The following is a 16,129-nucleotide window of genomic DNA, read 5'->3' as shown; positions in this document are numbered from 1 at the left end:
GCAATTGTGCACTTCATCTCTGCGCAACTGGTCATTGATGCACAGCAATGGCTGTGTCCATACTCGGTAAAGCCGTCCAGTGCGCTGGACCACAGGACCCCCCAACGCCGATGTCAACGCTGACAGCTGCAGAACAAAGGAGTGCGCCGATGAGCGTCAACAAGCCGACGTCCCCAGAGACGGAGAAGTCGGGACTGAAAAAGATTGTGGCCGCCTCGATGGTGGGCACGGTGGTGGAGTGGTACGAGTTCTTCCTCTACGCCACCGCCGCCTCGTTGATCTTCGGCCAGTTATTCTTCCCCAACGCCAACACGGAGCTGGACGGCATCATCGCGGCCTTCCTGACCTACGCGGTGGGCTTCATCGCCCGTCCGCTCGGCGGCATTGTGTTCGGCCAGATCGGCGACAAGCTCGGCCGCAAGCACACCCTGCAGGTCACCATCATCATGGTGGGCGTGGCCACGTTCCTGATGGGCTGCCTGCCCGGCTTCAACTCCATTGGCTACTGGGCGCCGGCACTGCTGGTGATCCTGCGCTTCGTCCAGGGCTTCGCCGTGGGCGGCGAGTGGGGCGGAGCCGTCCTGCTCGTGGCCGAACACAGCCCGAACAAGTCGCGCGGGTTCTGGTCCAGCTGGCCGCAGGCCGCCGTTCCAGTGGGCAACCTGCTTGCCACCCTGGTGCTGCTGGGCATGTCCTGGATCCTCCCCTCGGACCAGTTCCTCAGCTGGGGCTGGCGCGTGGCCTTCTGGGTGTCCGCGTTCATCGTCATCATCGGCTACTACATCCGCACCCACGTCAGTGAGGCTCCGATCTTCCTGGAAGCCCGCGCCCAGGTGGAAGCCGACAAGGCCGTCAGCTACGGCGTGATGGAAGTAGTGAAGAAGTACCCCAAGGGCATCTTCGGCGCCATGGGCCTGCGCTTCGCCGAAAACATCCTCTACTACATCATCGTCAGTTTCACCATCGTGTACCTGAAGACCGTGCACGAGTACGACACGAGCCAGTTGCTGCTGGCGCTGCTGGTGGCCCACATCATCCACTTCATTGTGATTCCGCAGGTCGGCCGCCTCTCGGATGCCTTCGGCCGCAAGCCGGTTTACTTGGCCGGTGCGGTGCTCGGAGCCAGCTGGGCGTTCTTCGCCTTCCCTATGTTCGATACGCAGAACCCGTTCGTCATCATCGCCGCCGTGACCATCGGCCTGTGCTTCCACGCGTTGATGTACGCGGGCCAGCCGGCCATCATGGCCGAAATGTTCCCCACCCGCATGCGCTACTCCGGCGTCTCCCTGGGCTACCAGGTCACCTCGATTGTTGCCGGCTCGATGGCGCCGATCATCGCGACCGCGTTGCTGCAGGACTTCGGCTCCTGGGTTCCGGTGGCCATCTATGTGGCGGTGGCCTGCGCCATTACCGCCGTCGCGGTGATCACGCTGAAGGAAACCCGGGGCGCTTCCCTGCACGACATTGACGACGCCGACGCCCGCAAGCATGGACTGAACACGGCCCGCGTCACCAACTGAGCCAGTCCACGCCCGCAACAAGCACCAACCTGCTCTACGTAAGGGAACTTTCATGACCAACGAAACCGAACGGACCAACCAGCCCGCCGCCCAACCACTGGCGGGCAGGCGGGCCCTGGTCACCGGCGGCGCCGGCGGGATCGGCTTAGCCGTGGTGCATGCCCTCGCCGCCCGCGGCGCCCACGTGGTCGTCGCGGACGTGGACCAGGCCGGCGCCGAGGCGGTGGCCAGGGAAGTCGGCGGCTCAAGCTGGGCAGCCGACTTGCTGGACCCGTCGGCCGTCACCGACGATCGGCTCACCCAAGCGCTCGACGGCGTGGACATCCTGGTCAACAACGCCGGCATCCAGCATGTCAGCCCGATCCAGGACTTCAACCCGGAGGACTTCCGGCGGATCCTTACACTGATGCTGGAGGTGCCGTTCCTGCTGGTCCGCGCGGCACTGCCGAAGATGTATGCACAGGGATTCGGCCGTATCATCAACGTTTCATCCGTGCACGGGCTGCGTGCTTCCCCGTTCAAGTCCGCCTACGTCACCGCCAAGCACGGGCTCGAAGGCCTGTCCAAGGTCACTGCCTTGGAGGGCGGCGAGTACGGCGTGACCAGCAACTGCGTTAACCCCGGCTACGTCCGCACCCCGCTGGTGGAAAAGCAGATTGCTGACCAGGCGCGGGTCCACGGCATCGCGGAATCCGAGGTGCTGGCAAAGATCATGCTGACGGAAAGCGCCATCAAACGCCTGGTCGAGCCTGCAGAAGTGGCCTCACTGGTGGCCTGGCTCGCCAGCGACGATGCGTCAATGGTCACGGGCGCCAGCTACACCATGGACGGCGGCTGGTCCGCGCGGTAAACGGCGCTTCCTGCAACAAAGTTACGTACGACGTCGGTACTCGGCTGGGTTTTCCACCCACCTGAGTGCCGGCGTCGTTTTGTTGCGGTCACGCTCTGGAACTCGTCGAGTGCGCCACGCAGGGGCAGATAGACTGCTGATAAACCGGACCAACTCGTGAGTAAGGAGAGCCCGTCATGAAGATTGTCGTGTTGGCCAAGCAGGTGCCGGACACTTGGTCGGACCGCAAGATCAACCTGGAAACCGGCATGCTGGACCGGGAAGCCTCCGAGCCCGTGCCGGATGAGATCAACGAGCGTGCTCTGGAAGTCGCGCTGCAGTTCAAGGACGCGAACCCCGACGCCGAGATCGTCGCGCTCTCCATGGGGTTGGAAGATACGACTAAGACGCTTCGTAAACTGCTGTCGATGGGCGCGGATTCGGCTGTGTTGGTCACGGACCCCGCGCTGGCCGGATCGGACATGGTCCAGACCTCGCGGGTGCTGGCGGCTGCGGTGCAGCGGACCGCCCCGGACCTGCTGGTGGCCGGCAATGAAGCCACCGACGGCCGCGGTGGAATGGTCCCGGCTATGGTCGCGGAGATTCTGGGCTGGCCGGTGCTGCCCAGCCTCGACGAGGTGGCCATCACCGCCGAGGGCGTCTCCGGGACAACCCAGGTCGACGGCGGATCGCTGAGCCTCAGCTCCGGGCTGCCGGCTGCCATCTCTGTCACGGAGAAGTCCGCGGAGGCGCGCTTTCCGAATTTCAAGGGCATCATGCAGGCCAAGAAGAAGCCGATGGAGACCTGGTCCTTGGCTGAGCTGGGCATTCAGGCCGGCCCGGATGCGGCCCCGGTTCGCTCGGTGATGGTCTCCGCCGAGGCGCGCCCGCCGAAGGAAGCCGGTCCGAAGGTCGTCGACGACGGCACGGCGGCCAGCCAGCTGGCCGAATTCCTCGCCGCCCAGCGGTTGATCTGACCGCAGACCTGACTTGATGACCTGATTGACCGGAAGGGCAAACATTATGGGAAACATCCTGGTACTGATCGAAACCACCGCCGCCGGCGCGTCGAAGCCGACGGCGGCTGGCCTGCTCGGCGCGGCCGCAGCCATCGGCACACCGGTGGCCGTGGCGGTGACCCCGCCCGGGCAGGGCGCGGAACTCGCGGCGCAGCTGGGTTCGCTGGGCGCCGCCCATGTCTACCTGGCCGAATCCGACACGGCGAACACCGAGCTGGGCACCGCGGAGGTCGGGGCCCTGGCCGACGCCATAAAGGAGTACTCTGCCCAGACCGTGCTGGTGTCGAACACCAATGACTCCAAGACTGTCGCCGGACGGCTGGCGATCGTCGCCGGCGGCTCCGTTGCCGCCGACGCGGTCGGCGTGCGCTACGACGAAGAGGGGCAGGAGGTCATCGTAGAGCACGCGGTGTTCGGCGGTGACTTCACTACACAGTCCACGATCGAGGGCGGTCTCATGATCGTCACGGTGCGCCCGGGATCGTTTGACGCGCGGGCGGAGGCAGTAGCCGAGCCGCAGGTCAAGACCGCAGCGGTGTCCACCGCCGCTGCCCCGGGAGCGCGGATCGACCAGGTTCTGGACGCGCCGGCCCAGACCGACCGGCCGGCCCTGCGGGGCGCCCAGGCCGTGGTCTCCGGCGGGCGCGGACTTGGCTCGAAGGAGAACTTCGCCCTGGTCGAGCAGCTCGCAGACAGCCTCGGCGCCGCAGTCGGCGCATCACGTGCGGCAGTAGACTCGGGGTACGTGCCCCAGTCGTTCCAGGTGGGGCAGACGGGCGTCTCTGTGACTCCGGACCTCTATGTGGCCTTGGGGATCTCCGGCGCCATCCAGCACCGCTCGGGCATGCAGACCGCGAAGACGATTGTGGCCATCAACAAGGACGGGGACGCGCCGATTTTCGAGATCGCCGACTTCGGCGTGGTTGGCGACGTATTCACCGTGGTGCCGCAGCTGATCGACGAGATCAACGCCCGCCGCGGCTGAGCCTGGCGGATCTGCTGTACCTGATCGATTGACTGTCCCGGAGGCGAGAGGCACGATGACCAACGAGAACAGCGCGGCTGACCCCGCCCTGCGCCGTCAGCGCATGGCCGGATATCGGCCACTGGCACCGCAGGCTCAGCAGGATGGGGTGGTGAAGGACGCCGACGCCGCCAGCACAGTCCCCGCCGCGGCTGAGAATTCTGCGGTATCGGAGGCGCCAGTCTCGCAGTCACCGCAGCAGGCCGCGAGTCAGGCCTCGGACCCGTCGCCTGCACAGGATACGGCTGCCGCGTCGCAGGGAACGCAAACCGCACCGGCCGCTCCGGCGAAGAGGCAGCGGATGGGCGGCTATCGGCCATTGCCACAGGAAGAGCAGATCGACAGTGGCGTCGGACCGGCTGCCAAGGCGCCGGAGCCGCCGAAGACACCCGAGCCAGCGGCTTCGGTGCGCAAGCAGCGCATGGGCGTCCAGCCGGCCGCTTCCACTAATGGAGCACCTGCGGAACCGGCACCCGCCGATGAACCACCTGCCGCTCCCGTGCGAAAGCAGCGCATGGGCGTCCAGCCGGCCGCGTCCACCGACGCACCGCCTGCTGCTCCAGTGCGGAAACAGCGTATGGGGGCGGCGCCGTCGACGGCCGGGCAGGAATCTGCAACAACGTCAACGGGCAAGACGCGAATGGGAGCAGCCCCGGCGTCGGCCGCATCACCCGAAGCCAAACCCGTCACTGCTGGCGGCACCCGCCAGCGCATGGGCGCTACCACCCAAGGGCAGGGAGCCGCAGCGGCCGCAGGTACGGCTCCTGTCCAGAGTGACTCAGCCGCGCCGACCCGCTCGCGAATGGGAGCGCCGGCACCGACGCCGCCCACGACACCGGCTTCCACGCCGACCGCCGATGTGGCCGCCCGGAGCGGTTCCGGATCGGCTGCGCCTACAACCTCGAATCGGCCCGCCCCGTCCAACGGAACCACCAAGGCGAGCGAACGCCCGGCGTGGCTGAAGCCGGTGCTGGTGACCGCCGTCGTGCTTGTGTTAGCTGTGGCAGCGGTGCTCTGTGCCCGATGGCTGCGGAGCATGGAGCCGGTGCAGGAGTTCATCGCGGCCTACGACGGTCATGCATCCCAACCGGCCGGCGCCCCGGTCGGGTTGCCGGCATGGCTGGGCTGGCAGCACTTCCTCAACATGTTCTTCATCGTGCTGATCGTCCGGACGGGCCTGCAGGTTCGCACCGAGCGCAAGCCTCCCGGTTACTGGACCGCGAAGAAGGACTCGTTCTTCTCACCGAAGGGCAACACCCCGAAGAAGGTCTCCCTGTCCCAGTGGCTGCACCAAAGCCTGGACGTGCTTTGGGTGGTCAACGGGCTGGTCTTTATCGTCCTGCTCTTGGCCACCGGGCAGTGGATGCGCATTGTGCCAACCAGTTGGGACATCTTCCCGAACATACTCTCGGCCGGTATCCAGTACGTTTCCCTGGACTGGCCCACGGAGAACGGGTGGGTGCACTACAACGCGCTGCAGGTCATGACGTACTTCATCACCGTGTTCATTGCTGCGCCGCTGGCGATCATTTCCGGTATCCGGATCTCCACCTGGTGGCCGGAGCAGGGCGCCGGGCTCAACAAGGCGTACCCGGTGGAGTGGGCCCGGGCGATCCATTTTCCCGTGATGCTCTACTTCGTCGCCTTCACCATCGTCCACGTGTTCCTGGTCTTCTTTACCGGGGCCCTGCGCAACCTGAACCACATGTACACCTCGCGGGACGTCGTGGACTGGTGGGGGCTGGTCATCTTCGTGGTCTCCCTATTGGTTATCGCGGCCGCGTGGTTCCTGACGAAACCGCTCTTCACCACACCCATCGCCGCCCGGATGGGCAAGGTCTCCAAGTAGCGACGAGAAGCGAAGAGCCGGCCATCCCGCATAACGCTGGAGATGGCGGGCTCTTCGCCGCGGCATGTAGAGCCGGTCGGCGCCGGGTACTAGACCGCTTCGAGCACGCTGACGTAGTTGGCGATGGCGAGGCCGCCCATGTTGTGTACGGCTGCGCGGCGTGTACCGGGCAGTTGCATTTCGCCGGCCGTACCGCTGAGCTGCATGGCCGTGACCACGTGCTGGGAGACGCCGGTGGCTCCGACGGGGTGGCCCTTGGCCTTGAGGCCGCCGGAGAGGTTCACGGGCAGTTTGCCGTCCCGATAGACCCAGCCTTCTTCAATCGCGCGGCGGCCTTCGCCGGCCGGGGTGAGGCCCATGACTTCGTACATGATCAGTTCGGCGATGGTGAAGCAGTCATGTACCTCGGCGAAGTCCAGCCCGTCCAGACCAGTGCCGGCCATCGCCAGCGCGCGCTGCCAGGCTGCGACGCTGCCGGCGAACGCGGTGGGATCGCGCTTTTCCACGGGCATGAAGTCATTGGCCTGGCCGAATCCGGTGAGCCGGACCGGTGCAGTGGCCGACGACGACGGCACGGGGCCGCTTGTGAGCACGAGTGCAGCGGCCCCGTCGGAGACGGGGGAGCAGTCCGTGCGGCGCAGCGGGTCGGCGACCATCGGGTTTTTATCCGAAACGGTCCGGCAGAACTCTTCGCCGAGGTCCTTGCGCAGCTGGGCGTAGGGATTCAGGACGCCGTTGCGGTGGTTCTTCGCGGCGATCGAGCCGAGCACATCCCCCGCCGGGCCGTAGCGTTTCTCATAGTGTTTGGCGGTCTCGGCGAAGAGTCCGGCGAAGCCCGTGGTGGAGGACTTGCCGGCCATATCGTAGTCGGCGCCGAGCAGCGCTGCGCCGACGACGTCCGGTCCGGCCTGGGTCATCTTTTCAGCCCCGATGACCAGCACGTTGCGCGCGGTGCCGGCCAGCAGCGACTTGGCGCCCTGCTGCACGGCCGCGGAACCGGAAGCGCAGGCATTTTCTACCCGCGTTGCGGGGACGTTGGCCAGCTCGTCGGAGACCTGCAGGGCCAGCGACGAGGCGAAGCCCAAGGGGAGCATGCCGGAGTTGAACTGGCCGAGATAGATCTCATCGATCTGTCCCGGTTCCAGCCCGGCGTTGGCGATGGCTTCGCGGGAGACCTGGACGATCAGGGATTCCAGCGTTTCGTCGGTCAGTTTGCCGAACCGGGAGTGCCCCCAGCCGGTGAGCAGAATATCCTTGCCGAATTGTTCCTGCAGGCTCATCGCTGTGCTCCTTCCAAGGTTGCAGCTAGTTCCGCCTCGAGCTCGGGGGCTACCGTGAAGGGTGCCTCGGTCTTGTCCCGGACCTCTTCGAGGGTGATCCCGGGCGCCAGTTGCGTCAGTACCAGTGCCGGGCTGTCGCCGTCGTTATTGATATCGAAGTCGGCAAGATCCGTGATGATGCGGTTGACTACGCGGACGCCGGTGAGCGGCAGCGAGCATTCCTTGACGATCTTGGGGGTGCCGTCCTTGGCCACATGGTCGGTCAGGACTACCACGCGCGGTGTGCCTGCGACCAGGTCCATGGCGCCGCCCATGCCCTTGACCATCTTGCCCGGAATGGTCCAGTTGGCCAGGTCGCCGGCGCCGGAGACCTCCATGGCCCCGAGGATGGCGACCTTCACGTGCCCGCCGCGGATCATGCCGAAGGAGGTGGCCGAGTCGAAGATCGACCCGCCGGGCAGCACGGTGACGGTTTGCTTGCCGGCGTTGATCAGGTCCGCGTCTTCCTCGCCCTCGTAAGGGAACGGGCCCATGCCAAGCAGGCCGTTCTCGCTTTGCAGCACAACCCGCACGCCTTCGCGCAGGTTGTTCGCCACCAGGGTGGGGATGCCGATTCCGAGGTTGACGTAGTCTCCGTCATTGAGTTCGGTGGCAGCGATGGCTGCCATCTCGTCTCGTGTCCAAGCCATGGTTCTCTCCTTAATGTTCGTGTCCGGTGGTCTGCTCAGGCGCCGACGGCGGCGGGCCGCGGGCGGACGGTGAGCTTTTCGATGTCCTTGGCGCGTCCGCTGGCCTGGACGAGGTGTTGGACGTAGACGCCCGGGGTGACGATGTGGTTGGGGTCCAGCTGGCCGGGTTCGACGATGACCTCGGCCTCGGCGATGGTGACGCGGCCGGCGGTGGCTACCACCGGGTTGAAGTTGCGGGCGGTGTAGCGGTAGATCAGGTTGCCGTCAGTGTCCGCCGTGTGTGCGTGGACCAGAGCCAGATCGGCGACGATGCCGCGCTCCTGGACGTACAGTTCGCCGTCGAACTCTTCGTGCGGCTTGCCCTCGGCGATCTGGGTGCCGACGCCGGTCTTGGTGTAGAACGCGGGGATGCCGGCACCGCCGGCGCGCAGCCGTTCGGCCAGCGTGCCCTGGGGGTTGAACTCCACGTCCAGGGTCCCGGCGAGGAACTGTTCGGCGAAGAGCTTGTTTTCACCCACGTAGGAGGCGAGGACTTTACGGACCTGGCCGGACTCGATCAGGACCCCCAGTCCCTTGCCATCGATGCCCATGTTGTTGGAGACGATGGTGAGGTCCTTGACGCCGGAGTCGCGGACGGCATCGATCAGGTTGGCCGGGATGCCGCTGAGTCCGAAACCGCCCACGGCGATGGTCATTCTGTTATGCAGTACACCTTCCAATGCCGCCGCGGGTCCTGCTGCCAGTTTGGACATGCTTCCTCCTCGTTGAGTGTCTGGCGCTCGGTACGCCTGATGTCCATCTTGTGGACAAGTGGTTTACCTGCAGGCTAGCGGTGCTTCGAAGGGGACGTCAAGAGGGGCTATTTCCCCGTATTCACACTATGGACGCGCTGCAGTAGAGTGTCCATATTGTGGATCGAAGGAGTGAAATGGCAGAAAAAACGGTGCAGGGGGCGCAAGTGGTCGGGCGCGTGGCCCAGCTGCTGCGCATTGTTGGGCGCTCCCCTGAAGGAGGCGCGGCGCTTCCGGCGATCGTCGAGGCATCGGGGCTGACACGGCCCACGGTCTACCGGCTGCTGAACTCGCTGGCGGCCGAGGGGCTGCTGGATCATCATGCCGAGACGGGCACGTGGCATTTGGGCCCCGAGATCTACGTCCTCGGAGCTGTCGCCGCCAACCGGTACGCCATCGAGGACCTGGCTCGGCCTAGCCTGCAACGCCTGGCAGACGAAACCGGCGAGAGCGCGTTCCTTTCCATTAGGCGCGGCGATGAAACGGTGTGTCTGCTGCGCGTCGAAGGGAGCTTTCCGGTGCGGTCGTTCGTTTTGCATGAGGGCGTCCGCTTTCCACTCGGAGTTGCCTCCGCGGGACTGGCCATCATGGCCTTCCTCCCGGAAGAGGAGGTGGACCGGTTGCTTGACGACGGCGGTACGCGCGCCGAACGCTTCGGCCCGGCCCATACCGCAGAACGGATCCGGGCGAACCTGGAAGCGACCCGCCGCAACGGCTACACGGTGAACCCAGGGCTCATCCTCGAGGGCAGTTGGGGCATGGGCGCCGCGGTTTTCGACCGCCAGGGCAACCCGGCGTGGGCCCTGTCCCTCACCGGCATCGAGCAGCGGTTCCGCCCGGAACGGCAGGAATTCCTCGGGAAACTTCTGCTTGAAGAGGCGCACAAGATCACCCAGCAGTTGGGCGAGCACACCAGTGGGCGCTGAGCGTACTATGCTCGGGACTGGTACAGACCTTCAAGCTATTGCATTGGCATCAGGCGGCCAGCCGGTCACGTTCTGCGTCTTCCCAAACGTCGAGGACGCAGCGCCGCAGTACGGTTGGAACGGTGATGTACTGTCCGATGACGATCAGGCCCAACTCATGGAGGTACTTCAGACGCCGTCCCACCTCGGCGTAGAGCTCCGCAGTTTCCGGAGGTGCACCGGCCGGCATCAGCGCACCCGGATTAGTCAGAATCAGCGCGGACACTGACCCTGTCGTTGCGGCCGCCTGTGCAAGGACACGGCCGATGGTCTGACCTACGGGAAGCTCGTCGCTGTAAGGGGAGCCGCCGCGACTGAACTCATCTTCGAAGCATGCGTAAACGAGAGTTTCGAGAAGTGCCAGACGGTCGAGATCGTCCCCGTTACTAAAGGTATTCCGAATATCTGCCAGTCGTTCTGCTGAGCCTTGAACCGGGGTGAGGCCCAGTTTCGCAAGGATATCGAACCTCCTGACTTGTGCTGAGTTCTCGTCGGGAGCGTCCTTATCGAACAATGTGACGGATGCCCAATACGCCTGGCGCCAGGTGGGTCCGGATTTGCTGTGCAATTGTGCATCCACGGCTGCGAGCAAGTTTCGGGCCTTCTTCGCGAGAGGCGTATCTTCGAGGAACCTCAGCTGGTCTGTTTGGTCCAGTTCGGGCCACTCGAAACCATGGCGGGAGCCATCTATGTCCAGAGAAGCGCGAGCCCTCCGATAGAACTGCCTCAGGTCCTGCAACTGTCTGGCGGTTCCTGTCCAACGACCAGTCTGCTCCAGGAAATTCGTATACACCGATATCGAGTTCACAAACGGAAGGAAGAAAAAGTCATTTCCATTCGTGATCGAGTCAACGCACAGGCAGATCGCAGCTTCAAGGGGGAGCGCGCGGAACGAGGTGCCACTGGAGCGTGGCTCCAAGTATTGGTGGAATGCCAGAATTGCCTTGGTATAGGCAATGACAATGCCGCTTTCCTCCCGCTGGTTGTCCTCCCCGCCGAACCAGCTAATGAATGCGGGGGCGAGCATATCGATCTCCGCAGCCGGGCCGGGAGCCGGCCGGCGGGACTTATTCGGACGGGTGTTTTTGGAGCGGCGCTTCTTGCTTCGTCCCACGTTGGTGCCTTTCGTCGTGAAGGGTGGTCTGGTTTGTCCACCTTCCCCTCTACGACGATGCACCGCTATCCCGCACTTCCAGACTGGGGATAACTGCTAAAGGAGGATGCGCAGGGGTTCCTCCAGCGTCTGTTTGAGGTCCCGAAGGAACGCGGCTGCAGTGGCGCCGTCCAGCACTCGGTGGTCCGCGGTCATGGTCAGCTTCATGATCCGTCGGCTCTGCAGCGTCCCGTCCTGCACGAACGGTTCCTCAATAGCGGCACCTACGGCCAGGATAGCGGCTTCGGGCGGGTTGATCACTGCCGTGAAGTTATCGATTCCGAACATGCCCAGGTTGCTGATAGTGAACGTGCCGCCGCTGAATTCATCGGGCTTGAGCTTACCGGCGCGGGCCTTCTCCGCCAGTTCCCGTGTCTCCGCAGCGAGTTCGTCCAGGGGTTTGGCCTCCGCATCCCTGACCACGGGGACAATGAGTCCGTTTTCGATTGCGACGGCGACGCCGATGTGCGTGCGGCGGTGCTGCAGGATCTTATCTCCGGCCCAGGAGGAGTTGACCTGCGGGTGTGCATGCAGGGTGACGGCGCAGGCCCGCACCAGCAGATCGGTCACGCTGACCTTGATTCCGGAGTCCGCATAGCGCTGGTTTACTTCCTGCCGGAAAGCGAACAGTCGGTCTACGCCCACCACGTTGGTCAGGAAGAAGTGGGGCGCGCTGGCGCTTTCGGTCAGTCGGCCGGCCGTTGCCTTGCGCATCTGCGTCAGGGGCACATCAACGGAGTCTGCGCCCGTATCGGTCTGGCCAGCCGCTGCTGCTGGCCGCGGAGCTTCAGCCGGGCTGGGTTGCGCCGCTTGTCCTGCCGGAGCGCCTTGACCCGGCTTTTCGGCGCGACCTTCGCCCGCAGCCACAGCGGCTTCAACATCGGCGCGGACTATCCGGCCGCCCGGACCGGTGCCCGTGATGGTGGCTGGATCGAGGCCGTGCTCGGCGGCGATCCGGCGGGCCAGGGGAGAGGTCAAGACCTGGCCTGCCGGTGTGGGTTTGGCCGGCTCTGCCGCCTCAGCCTTCCCAGCAGACGAGGCAGCCGGCGCCCCGGATGGTGCGGGCGTTGCAGGTTCGCTCGGTGCTGCCGGTGCCTCGGCCGCCGTCGTACTTTGCGTTGTTGAAGTGCAGGGAGCCGTTCCGCCTCCGGTTCCGCTCCCGTCGCCGATGATGGCGACCGGTTCGCCGATGGCTACGGTGGTGCCTTCGGGAACGAGAAGCTTCTCCAGGACGCCGTCCTCGAACACCTCCAGGTCCATGGTGGCCTTGTCCGTGTCGATCTCGCCGATCACGTCGCCCTGATGGACCGTGTCGCCCTCCTTCTTAAGCCAGCGGCTGATAACACCTTCTTCCATGGTGTCGGACAGGCGCGGCATGAATACTTCCGGCATGGCTGGCTCCTATCGGGAGAAACTGGTGTCGTCGAGGACTTCCCGGATGACCCGGACCAGGTCGCTGGCGTCCGGCAGCGCCGCTACTTCCAGGGCTTTGGCGTACGGCAACGGAACTTCGGCGGCTGCCACGCGTCTGACCGGGGCGTCCAGATAATCGAACGCGCCCTCCATAAGGGAAGCGGAAATCTCTGCGCCGATTCCGTAGCTCAACCAATCGTCCTCCAGCACGACGGCCCGGCTGGTCTTGCGCACCGAGGCACAGAATGTTTCCCGGTCCAGAGGCCGCAGGCTCCGCAGATCGACCACCTCGACGGAGATGCCTTCGTCCTCCAACTGCCGGGCGGTTTCCAACGCGATGACCGTGCCGCGGGAGTAGGTGATGACGGTCAGATCGGTGCCCTCCTTGACCACGGCCGCCTTGCCGATTTCGGCGACTTGCTCGCCGTCGGGCACTTCGCCCTTGGTGTTGTAGAGGGAGAGGTTCTCCAGGAAGATGACCGGGTCGTCGTCGCGGATGGCTGCGGTGAGCAGGGCCTTCGCATCGGCGGGAGTGGCCGGGGCTACCACTTTCAGCCCCGGCACATGCGCGTACCAGACCTCCAGGTTCTGCGAATGTGTGGCCGCCAGCTGCTGACCGCCGCCGCCCGGGAACCGGATCACCATGGGCACCGGAGTCTGGCCACCGAACATGCCGTAGATTTTGGCGGCGTGGTTCACGATCTGATCGATGGCGATCAGGCTGAAGTTCAGCGTCATGATCTCGACCACCGGGCGCATACCCAGCATCGCGGCACCGATGGCCGCTCCCACAAAGCCCTCTTCGGCGATCGGAGTGTCCTTCACCCGTTCCGGACCGAATTCCTTCAGGAGGCCGGCGGTGATTTTGTAGGACCCTTCGAAGATGCCGATCTCCTCGCCGAGCAGGATAACGTTCTCGTCCCGCGTCAGTTCCGCGCGGAGCGTGTCATTGAGGGCCTGCCGGTAGCTGGTGGTGGGCATTCCGTCTCCTCTGCTGGCTCCGGTGATGGTCATAACAGCGGCTCCCGGGCCGCGGCCGGCTGGCCGGGCAAGGCCTGCGGCGCGTTGGCCACCGGGGTGGCGTAGGCGAAGTCGAAAAGCTCGTCGGGCGTGGGCGCCGGGCTGGAATCGGCAAAGGCGACGGCGGACGCTACCTTCTCCGCGGCGTCGTCCTCGATCTGGACTGCCTGCTCCTCGGCCAGCAGACCAGCGGCGAGCAGTTGCGCCCGGAACGCGGGCACCGGATCCGCGGTCTGGGCCTCCTCGACCTCGGCGGCCGAGCGGTAGCGCGCCGGGTCCACCACGGAGTGGCCGCGCAGCCGGTAGCTCATGACCTCCAGCAGCCCCGGCTGGCGATCGGCCCGGGCGCGGTCCAGCGCGGTGTTCGCCGCCTCCCGCACTGCGACGACGTCGTTGCCGTCCACACGTTCGCCGGGGATCCGGTAGGAAGCACCGCGTTTGTAGAGCAGGGGCTCGCCCGAGGCCGCCTCCACCGTGGTACCCATGCCCAGCCGGTTGTTCACCACCACGTAGACAATGGGCAGATGCCAGACAGCAGCGAGGTTGAGAGACTCGTGGAAGGCGCCGATGTTGGTAGTGCCGTCGCCCATCTGGCACATCACTGCTTCGGCCTCCGGACCGGGCTTGCCCCGGTAGGTCAGTGCCAGCGCGGCGCCGGTGGCCGGCGGCAGCTGCCCGCCGACGATGCCGTAACCGCCCAGCAGCCGCGTCTGCGTGTCGAACATGTGCATCGAACCACCGCGGCCCTTGGCCACCCCAGTGGACTTACCGAAGAGTTCGGCCATGACACGCCCGGGATCCATCCCGCGGGAGAGGGCATAGCCATGGTCCCGATAATTTGTGAAGAGGTAGTCCTTCTCTCGCAGCGCCGCCATGAGCCCGACGACGGTGGCCTCCTCGCCGAGGTTGAGGTGGCAGTATCCGCCGATTTTGGCCCGCTTGTACATCTGGTCCGCAGTGAGCTCGAACTTCCGGATCAGGACCATTTCCCGGTAGTACCCGATGAGCACCTCGGGCGGTTCAGCCCCGGGGAATGATCCTGCCGCCTGGGACCCTGCTGTTGCCGCGGCTGCCTGGTCAGTCATCGCTTACCTCCATCTACTGGATCTGGTCAGCTCAGGGACGGGTTCAGGGGCCCGGCGCCTGCTCGTGCAGGACGAACCTCTCGCTGTCCGCCCCGCATTTGGGGCAGGCCTTGGGCGGGTGTTCGCCCCGGACCGGTTCGCCGCAGGCACCGCAAACCCACTCGGTCGCCAGCAGTGCCACGATGTCCGCGCGGCTGACGATCCCGACCAGGCGCCCGTTCTCCAGCACCGGAACGCGCGCGATCCACTGGTTGACCAGCAACTGCCGGATGTCCGAGATGGCGGTATCCGTGGTCACGCTGATCACGGAGCTGGTCATGACCTGGGCCGCGGTGACGCCCGGCGTCGCCAGCAGGTCGTACTCGCTGACCAGCCCGACCACATGCTGCTCATCGTCCACTACCGGCACGGCGCTGATGCGGTGTTGGCCCAGCATCTGGGCGACGTCTTCGATCAGTGCTTCCGCAGCAACGCTGATGACCGGCGTTGTCATGATGTCGCGCGCGGTTACCGGGGCATGGGAATCCACCAGCAAGCCACCTTCCTGGACCGTGCGGCTTAGGCCGCAGACAGATCCGATCGGCCGGAGCGGGGAACGCCTCGCTGCGCTTCCCCCCTGACCTTCAGCCTAGCTAGCCGCCTGCGTTTGGCAAGGGGCCGGTTTCGATTCCAACTGCCGCTCCGGGCACTTGCCGCGTATATTCCTCACAACGGACATTTCGATTCGCTCACCCCGACAGGGTGGATCCGACGCGCCAGCCGGCGGTATGGGAAGGAGCCGGAGATGGAACAGATAAGTACGACGGCGGGACGCGGCTTTGCGCTTCTCTTCCGTGGAATCAAAGCCGTTCGCCCTCAGCGCCCGATCCATCCGGAAGGCGTCAGCCTCACAGGGTCGGTCGACAGGCTTCCGCCCGGGCGGAGAAGCGGTATTTCGTGGCTTGATACTCCCGGTACCGTTCAGGTCCAGGCCCGGCTGTCGCGGTCGATCGGCCTGCCGGGACCGCTGCCGGACATCGTGGGGCTGGCCTTGCGGGTCCAAGCTGGATCGGAGCCCTTCGATGTACTGCTAGCGTCCACGGGGATGTCCGGAGCCAGCCGATTCATCCTGACGCCGCACCGATTCGCGTCGGAGCCAGCCTTCACCACCTTGATGCCGTACCAGAGCAGCCGCGGACCGGTCCTACTGGCGGCCCGTACGCTGGACTCAGCGCTCAGGCTCCCCGCGAAACCGGAGGCCTTCCGGCAGGCACTCGGGAACCGCGTCTGGACGCTTGGGCTTTACCATTCGGCACTCCGCGGGCCATGGACCCGGTTCGCCACCATGTCCTTGTCGCTCGATCAAACCCAGCACGACACAGACCGGCGGTTCGATCCGCTGCTGCACCCGCTGCCCGGCGCCGGCACCTACCGGTGGACCCGATCCCTTCGCGAGCCGTCCTACACAACGGCCCGCGAGCCGCGCTAACAGAGATCCTTTCCCCGTAAGATG

15 protein-coding genes are annotated in these 16,129 nt (G+C 65.4%); 7 read left to right on the top strand and 8 right to left on the bottom strand.

What is annotated here, in order from left to right:
- Positions 1 to 149 precede the first annotated feature (149 nt).
- The 5 genes from AC5RWO_RS03600 (at position 150) to AC5RWO_RS03580 (ending at position 6,241) form a co-directional block, all read left to right on the top strand.
- On the top strand, positions 150 to 1,520 hold the full coding sequence (locus tag AC5RWO_RS03600; RefSeq protein WP_498729471.1) for an MFS transporter: 1,371 nt from the start codon (positions 150 to 152) through the stop codon (positions 1,518 to 1,520).
- Positions 1,521 to 1,572: 52 nt separating this feature from the next.
- The gene (locus AC5RWO_RS03595) at positions 1,573 to 2,370 is read left to right on the top strand and encodes a 3-hydroxybutyrate dehydrogenase (protein ID WP_498729470.1); all 798 of its coding nucleotides are present in this window, start codon (positions 1,573 to 1,575) and stop codon (positions 2,368 to 2,370) included.
- A 176-nt stretch (positions 2,371 to 2,546) separates the two neighbouring features.
- Positions 2,547 to 3,326: an electron transfer flavoprotein subunit beta/FixA family protein gene (locus AC5RWO_RS03590; RefSeq protein WP_498729469.1), complete on the top strand. Its 780-nt coding sequence runs from the start codon at positions 2,547 to 2,549 to the stop codon at positions 3,324 to 3,326.
- Positions 3,327 to 3,372: 46 nt separating this feature from the next.
- The gene (locus AC5RWO_RS03585; protein WP_498729468.1) at positions 3,373 to 4,353 is read left to right on the top strand and encodes an electron transfer flavoprotein subunit alpha/FixB family protein; all 981 of its coding nucleotides are present in this window, start codon (positions 3,373 to 3,375) and stop codon (positions 4,351 to 4,353) included.
- 55 nt (positions 4,354 to 4,408) lie between these two features.
- Positions 4,409 to 6,241, top strand: a complete 1,833-nt coding sequence (locus AC5RWO_RS03580; protein ID WP_498729466.1) for a cytochrome b/b6 domain-containing protein — start codon at positions 4,409 to 4,411, stop codon at positions 6,239 to 6,241.
- 89 nt (positions 6,242 to 6,330) lie between these two features.
- Here AC5RWO_RS03580 and AC5RWO_RS03575 read toward each other — a convergent pair whose 3' ends face one another.
- Genes AC5RWO_RS03575 through AC5RWO_RS03565 form a run of 3 tightly spaced genes read right to left on the bottom strand, consistent with a single transcriptional unit; the run spans position 6,331 to position 8,962 of the window.
- Positions 6,331 to 7,521, bottom strand: a complete 1,191-nt coding sequence (locus AC5RWO_RS03575; RefSeq protein WP_498729464.1) for an acetyl-CoA acetyltransferase — start codon at positions 7,519 to 7,521, stop codon at positions 6,331 to 6,333.
- Positions 7,518 to 8,210, bottom strand: coding sequence for a CoA transferase subunit B (locus tag AC5RWO_RS03570; protein ID WP_498729463.1), 693 nt, complete (start codon positions 8,208 to 8,210; stop codon positions 7,518 to 7,520). Before AC5RWO_RS03570 ends, AC5RWO_RS03575 begins: the two co-directional genes overlap by 4 nt.
- A 35-nt stretch (positions 8,211 to 8,245) precedes the next feature.
- Positions 8,246 to 8,962, bottom strand: a complete 717-nt coding sequence (locus tag AC5RWO_RS03565; RefSeq protein ID WP_498729461.1) for a CoA transferase subunit A — start codon at positions 8,960 to 8,962, stop codon at positions 8,246 to 8,248.
- A gap of 176 nt (positions 8,963 to 9,138) precedes the next feature.
- Between AC5RWO_RS03565 and AC5RWO_RS03560 the strand changes: the two genes are divergently transcribed.
- On the top strand, positions 9,139 to 9,927 hold the full coding sequence (locus tag AC5RWO_RS03560) for an IclR family transcriptional regulator (protein ID WP_498729460.1): 789 nt from the start codon (positions 9,139 to 9,141) through the stop codon (positions 9,925 to 9,927).
- Between the two features lie 49 nt (positions 9,928 to 9,976).
- Here the strand turns inward: AC5RWO_RS03560 and AC5RWO_RS03555 are convergent, their stop codons facing one another.
- The 5 genes from AC5RWO_RS03555 to AC5RWO_RS03535 form a co-directional block, all read right to left on the bottom strand.
- Positions 9,977 to 10,993 carry a hypothetical protein gene (locus tag AC5RWO_RS03555; protein WP_498729458.1) on the bottom strand — a complete coding sequence of 339 codons (1,017 nt, stop codon included), beginning with the start codon at positions 10,991 to 10,993 and terminating at the stop codon, positions 9,977 to 9,979.
- Between the two features lie 183 nt (positions 10,994 to 11,176).
- Positions 11,177 to 12,511 (bottom strand): dihydrolipoamide acetyltransferase family protein, encoded by a 1,335-nt coding sequence (locus AC5RWO_RS03550; RefSeq protein WP_498729456.1) that lies wholly within the window; start codon positions 12,509 to 12,511, stop codon positions 11,177 to 11,179.
- A 9-nt stretch (positions 12,512 to 12,520) separates the two neighbouring features.
- Positions 12,521 to 13,513, bottom strand: coding sequence for an alpha-ketoacid dehydrogenase subunit beta (locus tag AC5RWO_RS03545; RefSeq protein ID WP_498729455.1), 993 nt, complete (start codon positions 13,511 to 13,513; stop codon positions 12,521 to 12,523).
- Between the two features lie 29 nt (positions 13,514 to 13,542).
- Positions 13,543 to 14,637, bottom strand: coding sequence for a pyruvate dehydrogenase (acetyl-transferring) E1 component subunit alpha (gene pdhA / locus AC5RWO_RS03540; protein ID WP_498729453.1), 1,095 nt, complete (start codon positions 14,635 to 14,637; stop codon positions 13,543 to 13,545).
- Between the two features lie 43 nt (positions 14,638 to 14,680).
- Positions 14,681 to 15,166 carry a CBS domain-containing protein gene (locus AC5RWO_RS03535; RefSeq protein WP_498729451.1) on the bottom strand — a complete coding sequence of 162 codons (486 nt, stop codon included), beginning with the start codon at positions 15,164 to 15,166 and terminating at the stop codon, positions 14,681 to 14,683.
- 255 nt (positions 15,167 to 15,421) lie between these two features.
- On the opposite strand from AC5RWO_RS03535, the gene AC5RWO_RS03530 reads away from it, so the two are divergent.
- Positions 15,422 to 16,105, top strand: a complete 684-nt coding sequence (locus AC5RWO_RS03530; protein ID WP_498729450.1) for a hypothetical protein — start codon at positions 15,422 to 15,424, stop codon at positions 16,103 to 16,105.
- The last annotated feature ends 24 nt before the right edge of the window (positions 16,106 to 16,129 follow it).

Source organism: Arthrobacter sp. B055-34, assembly GCF_059090425.1.
This window is presented reverse-complemented; position numbering and strand designations above follow the sequence as displayed.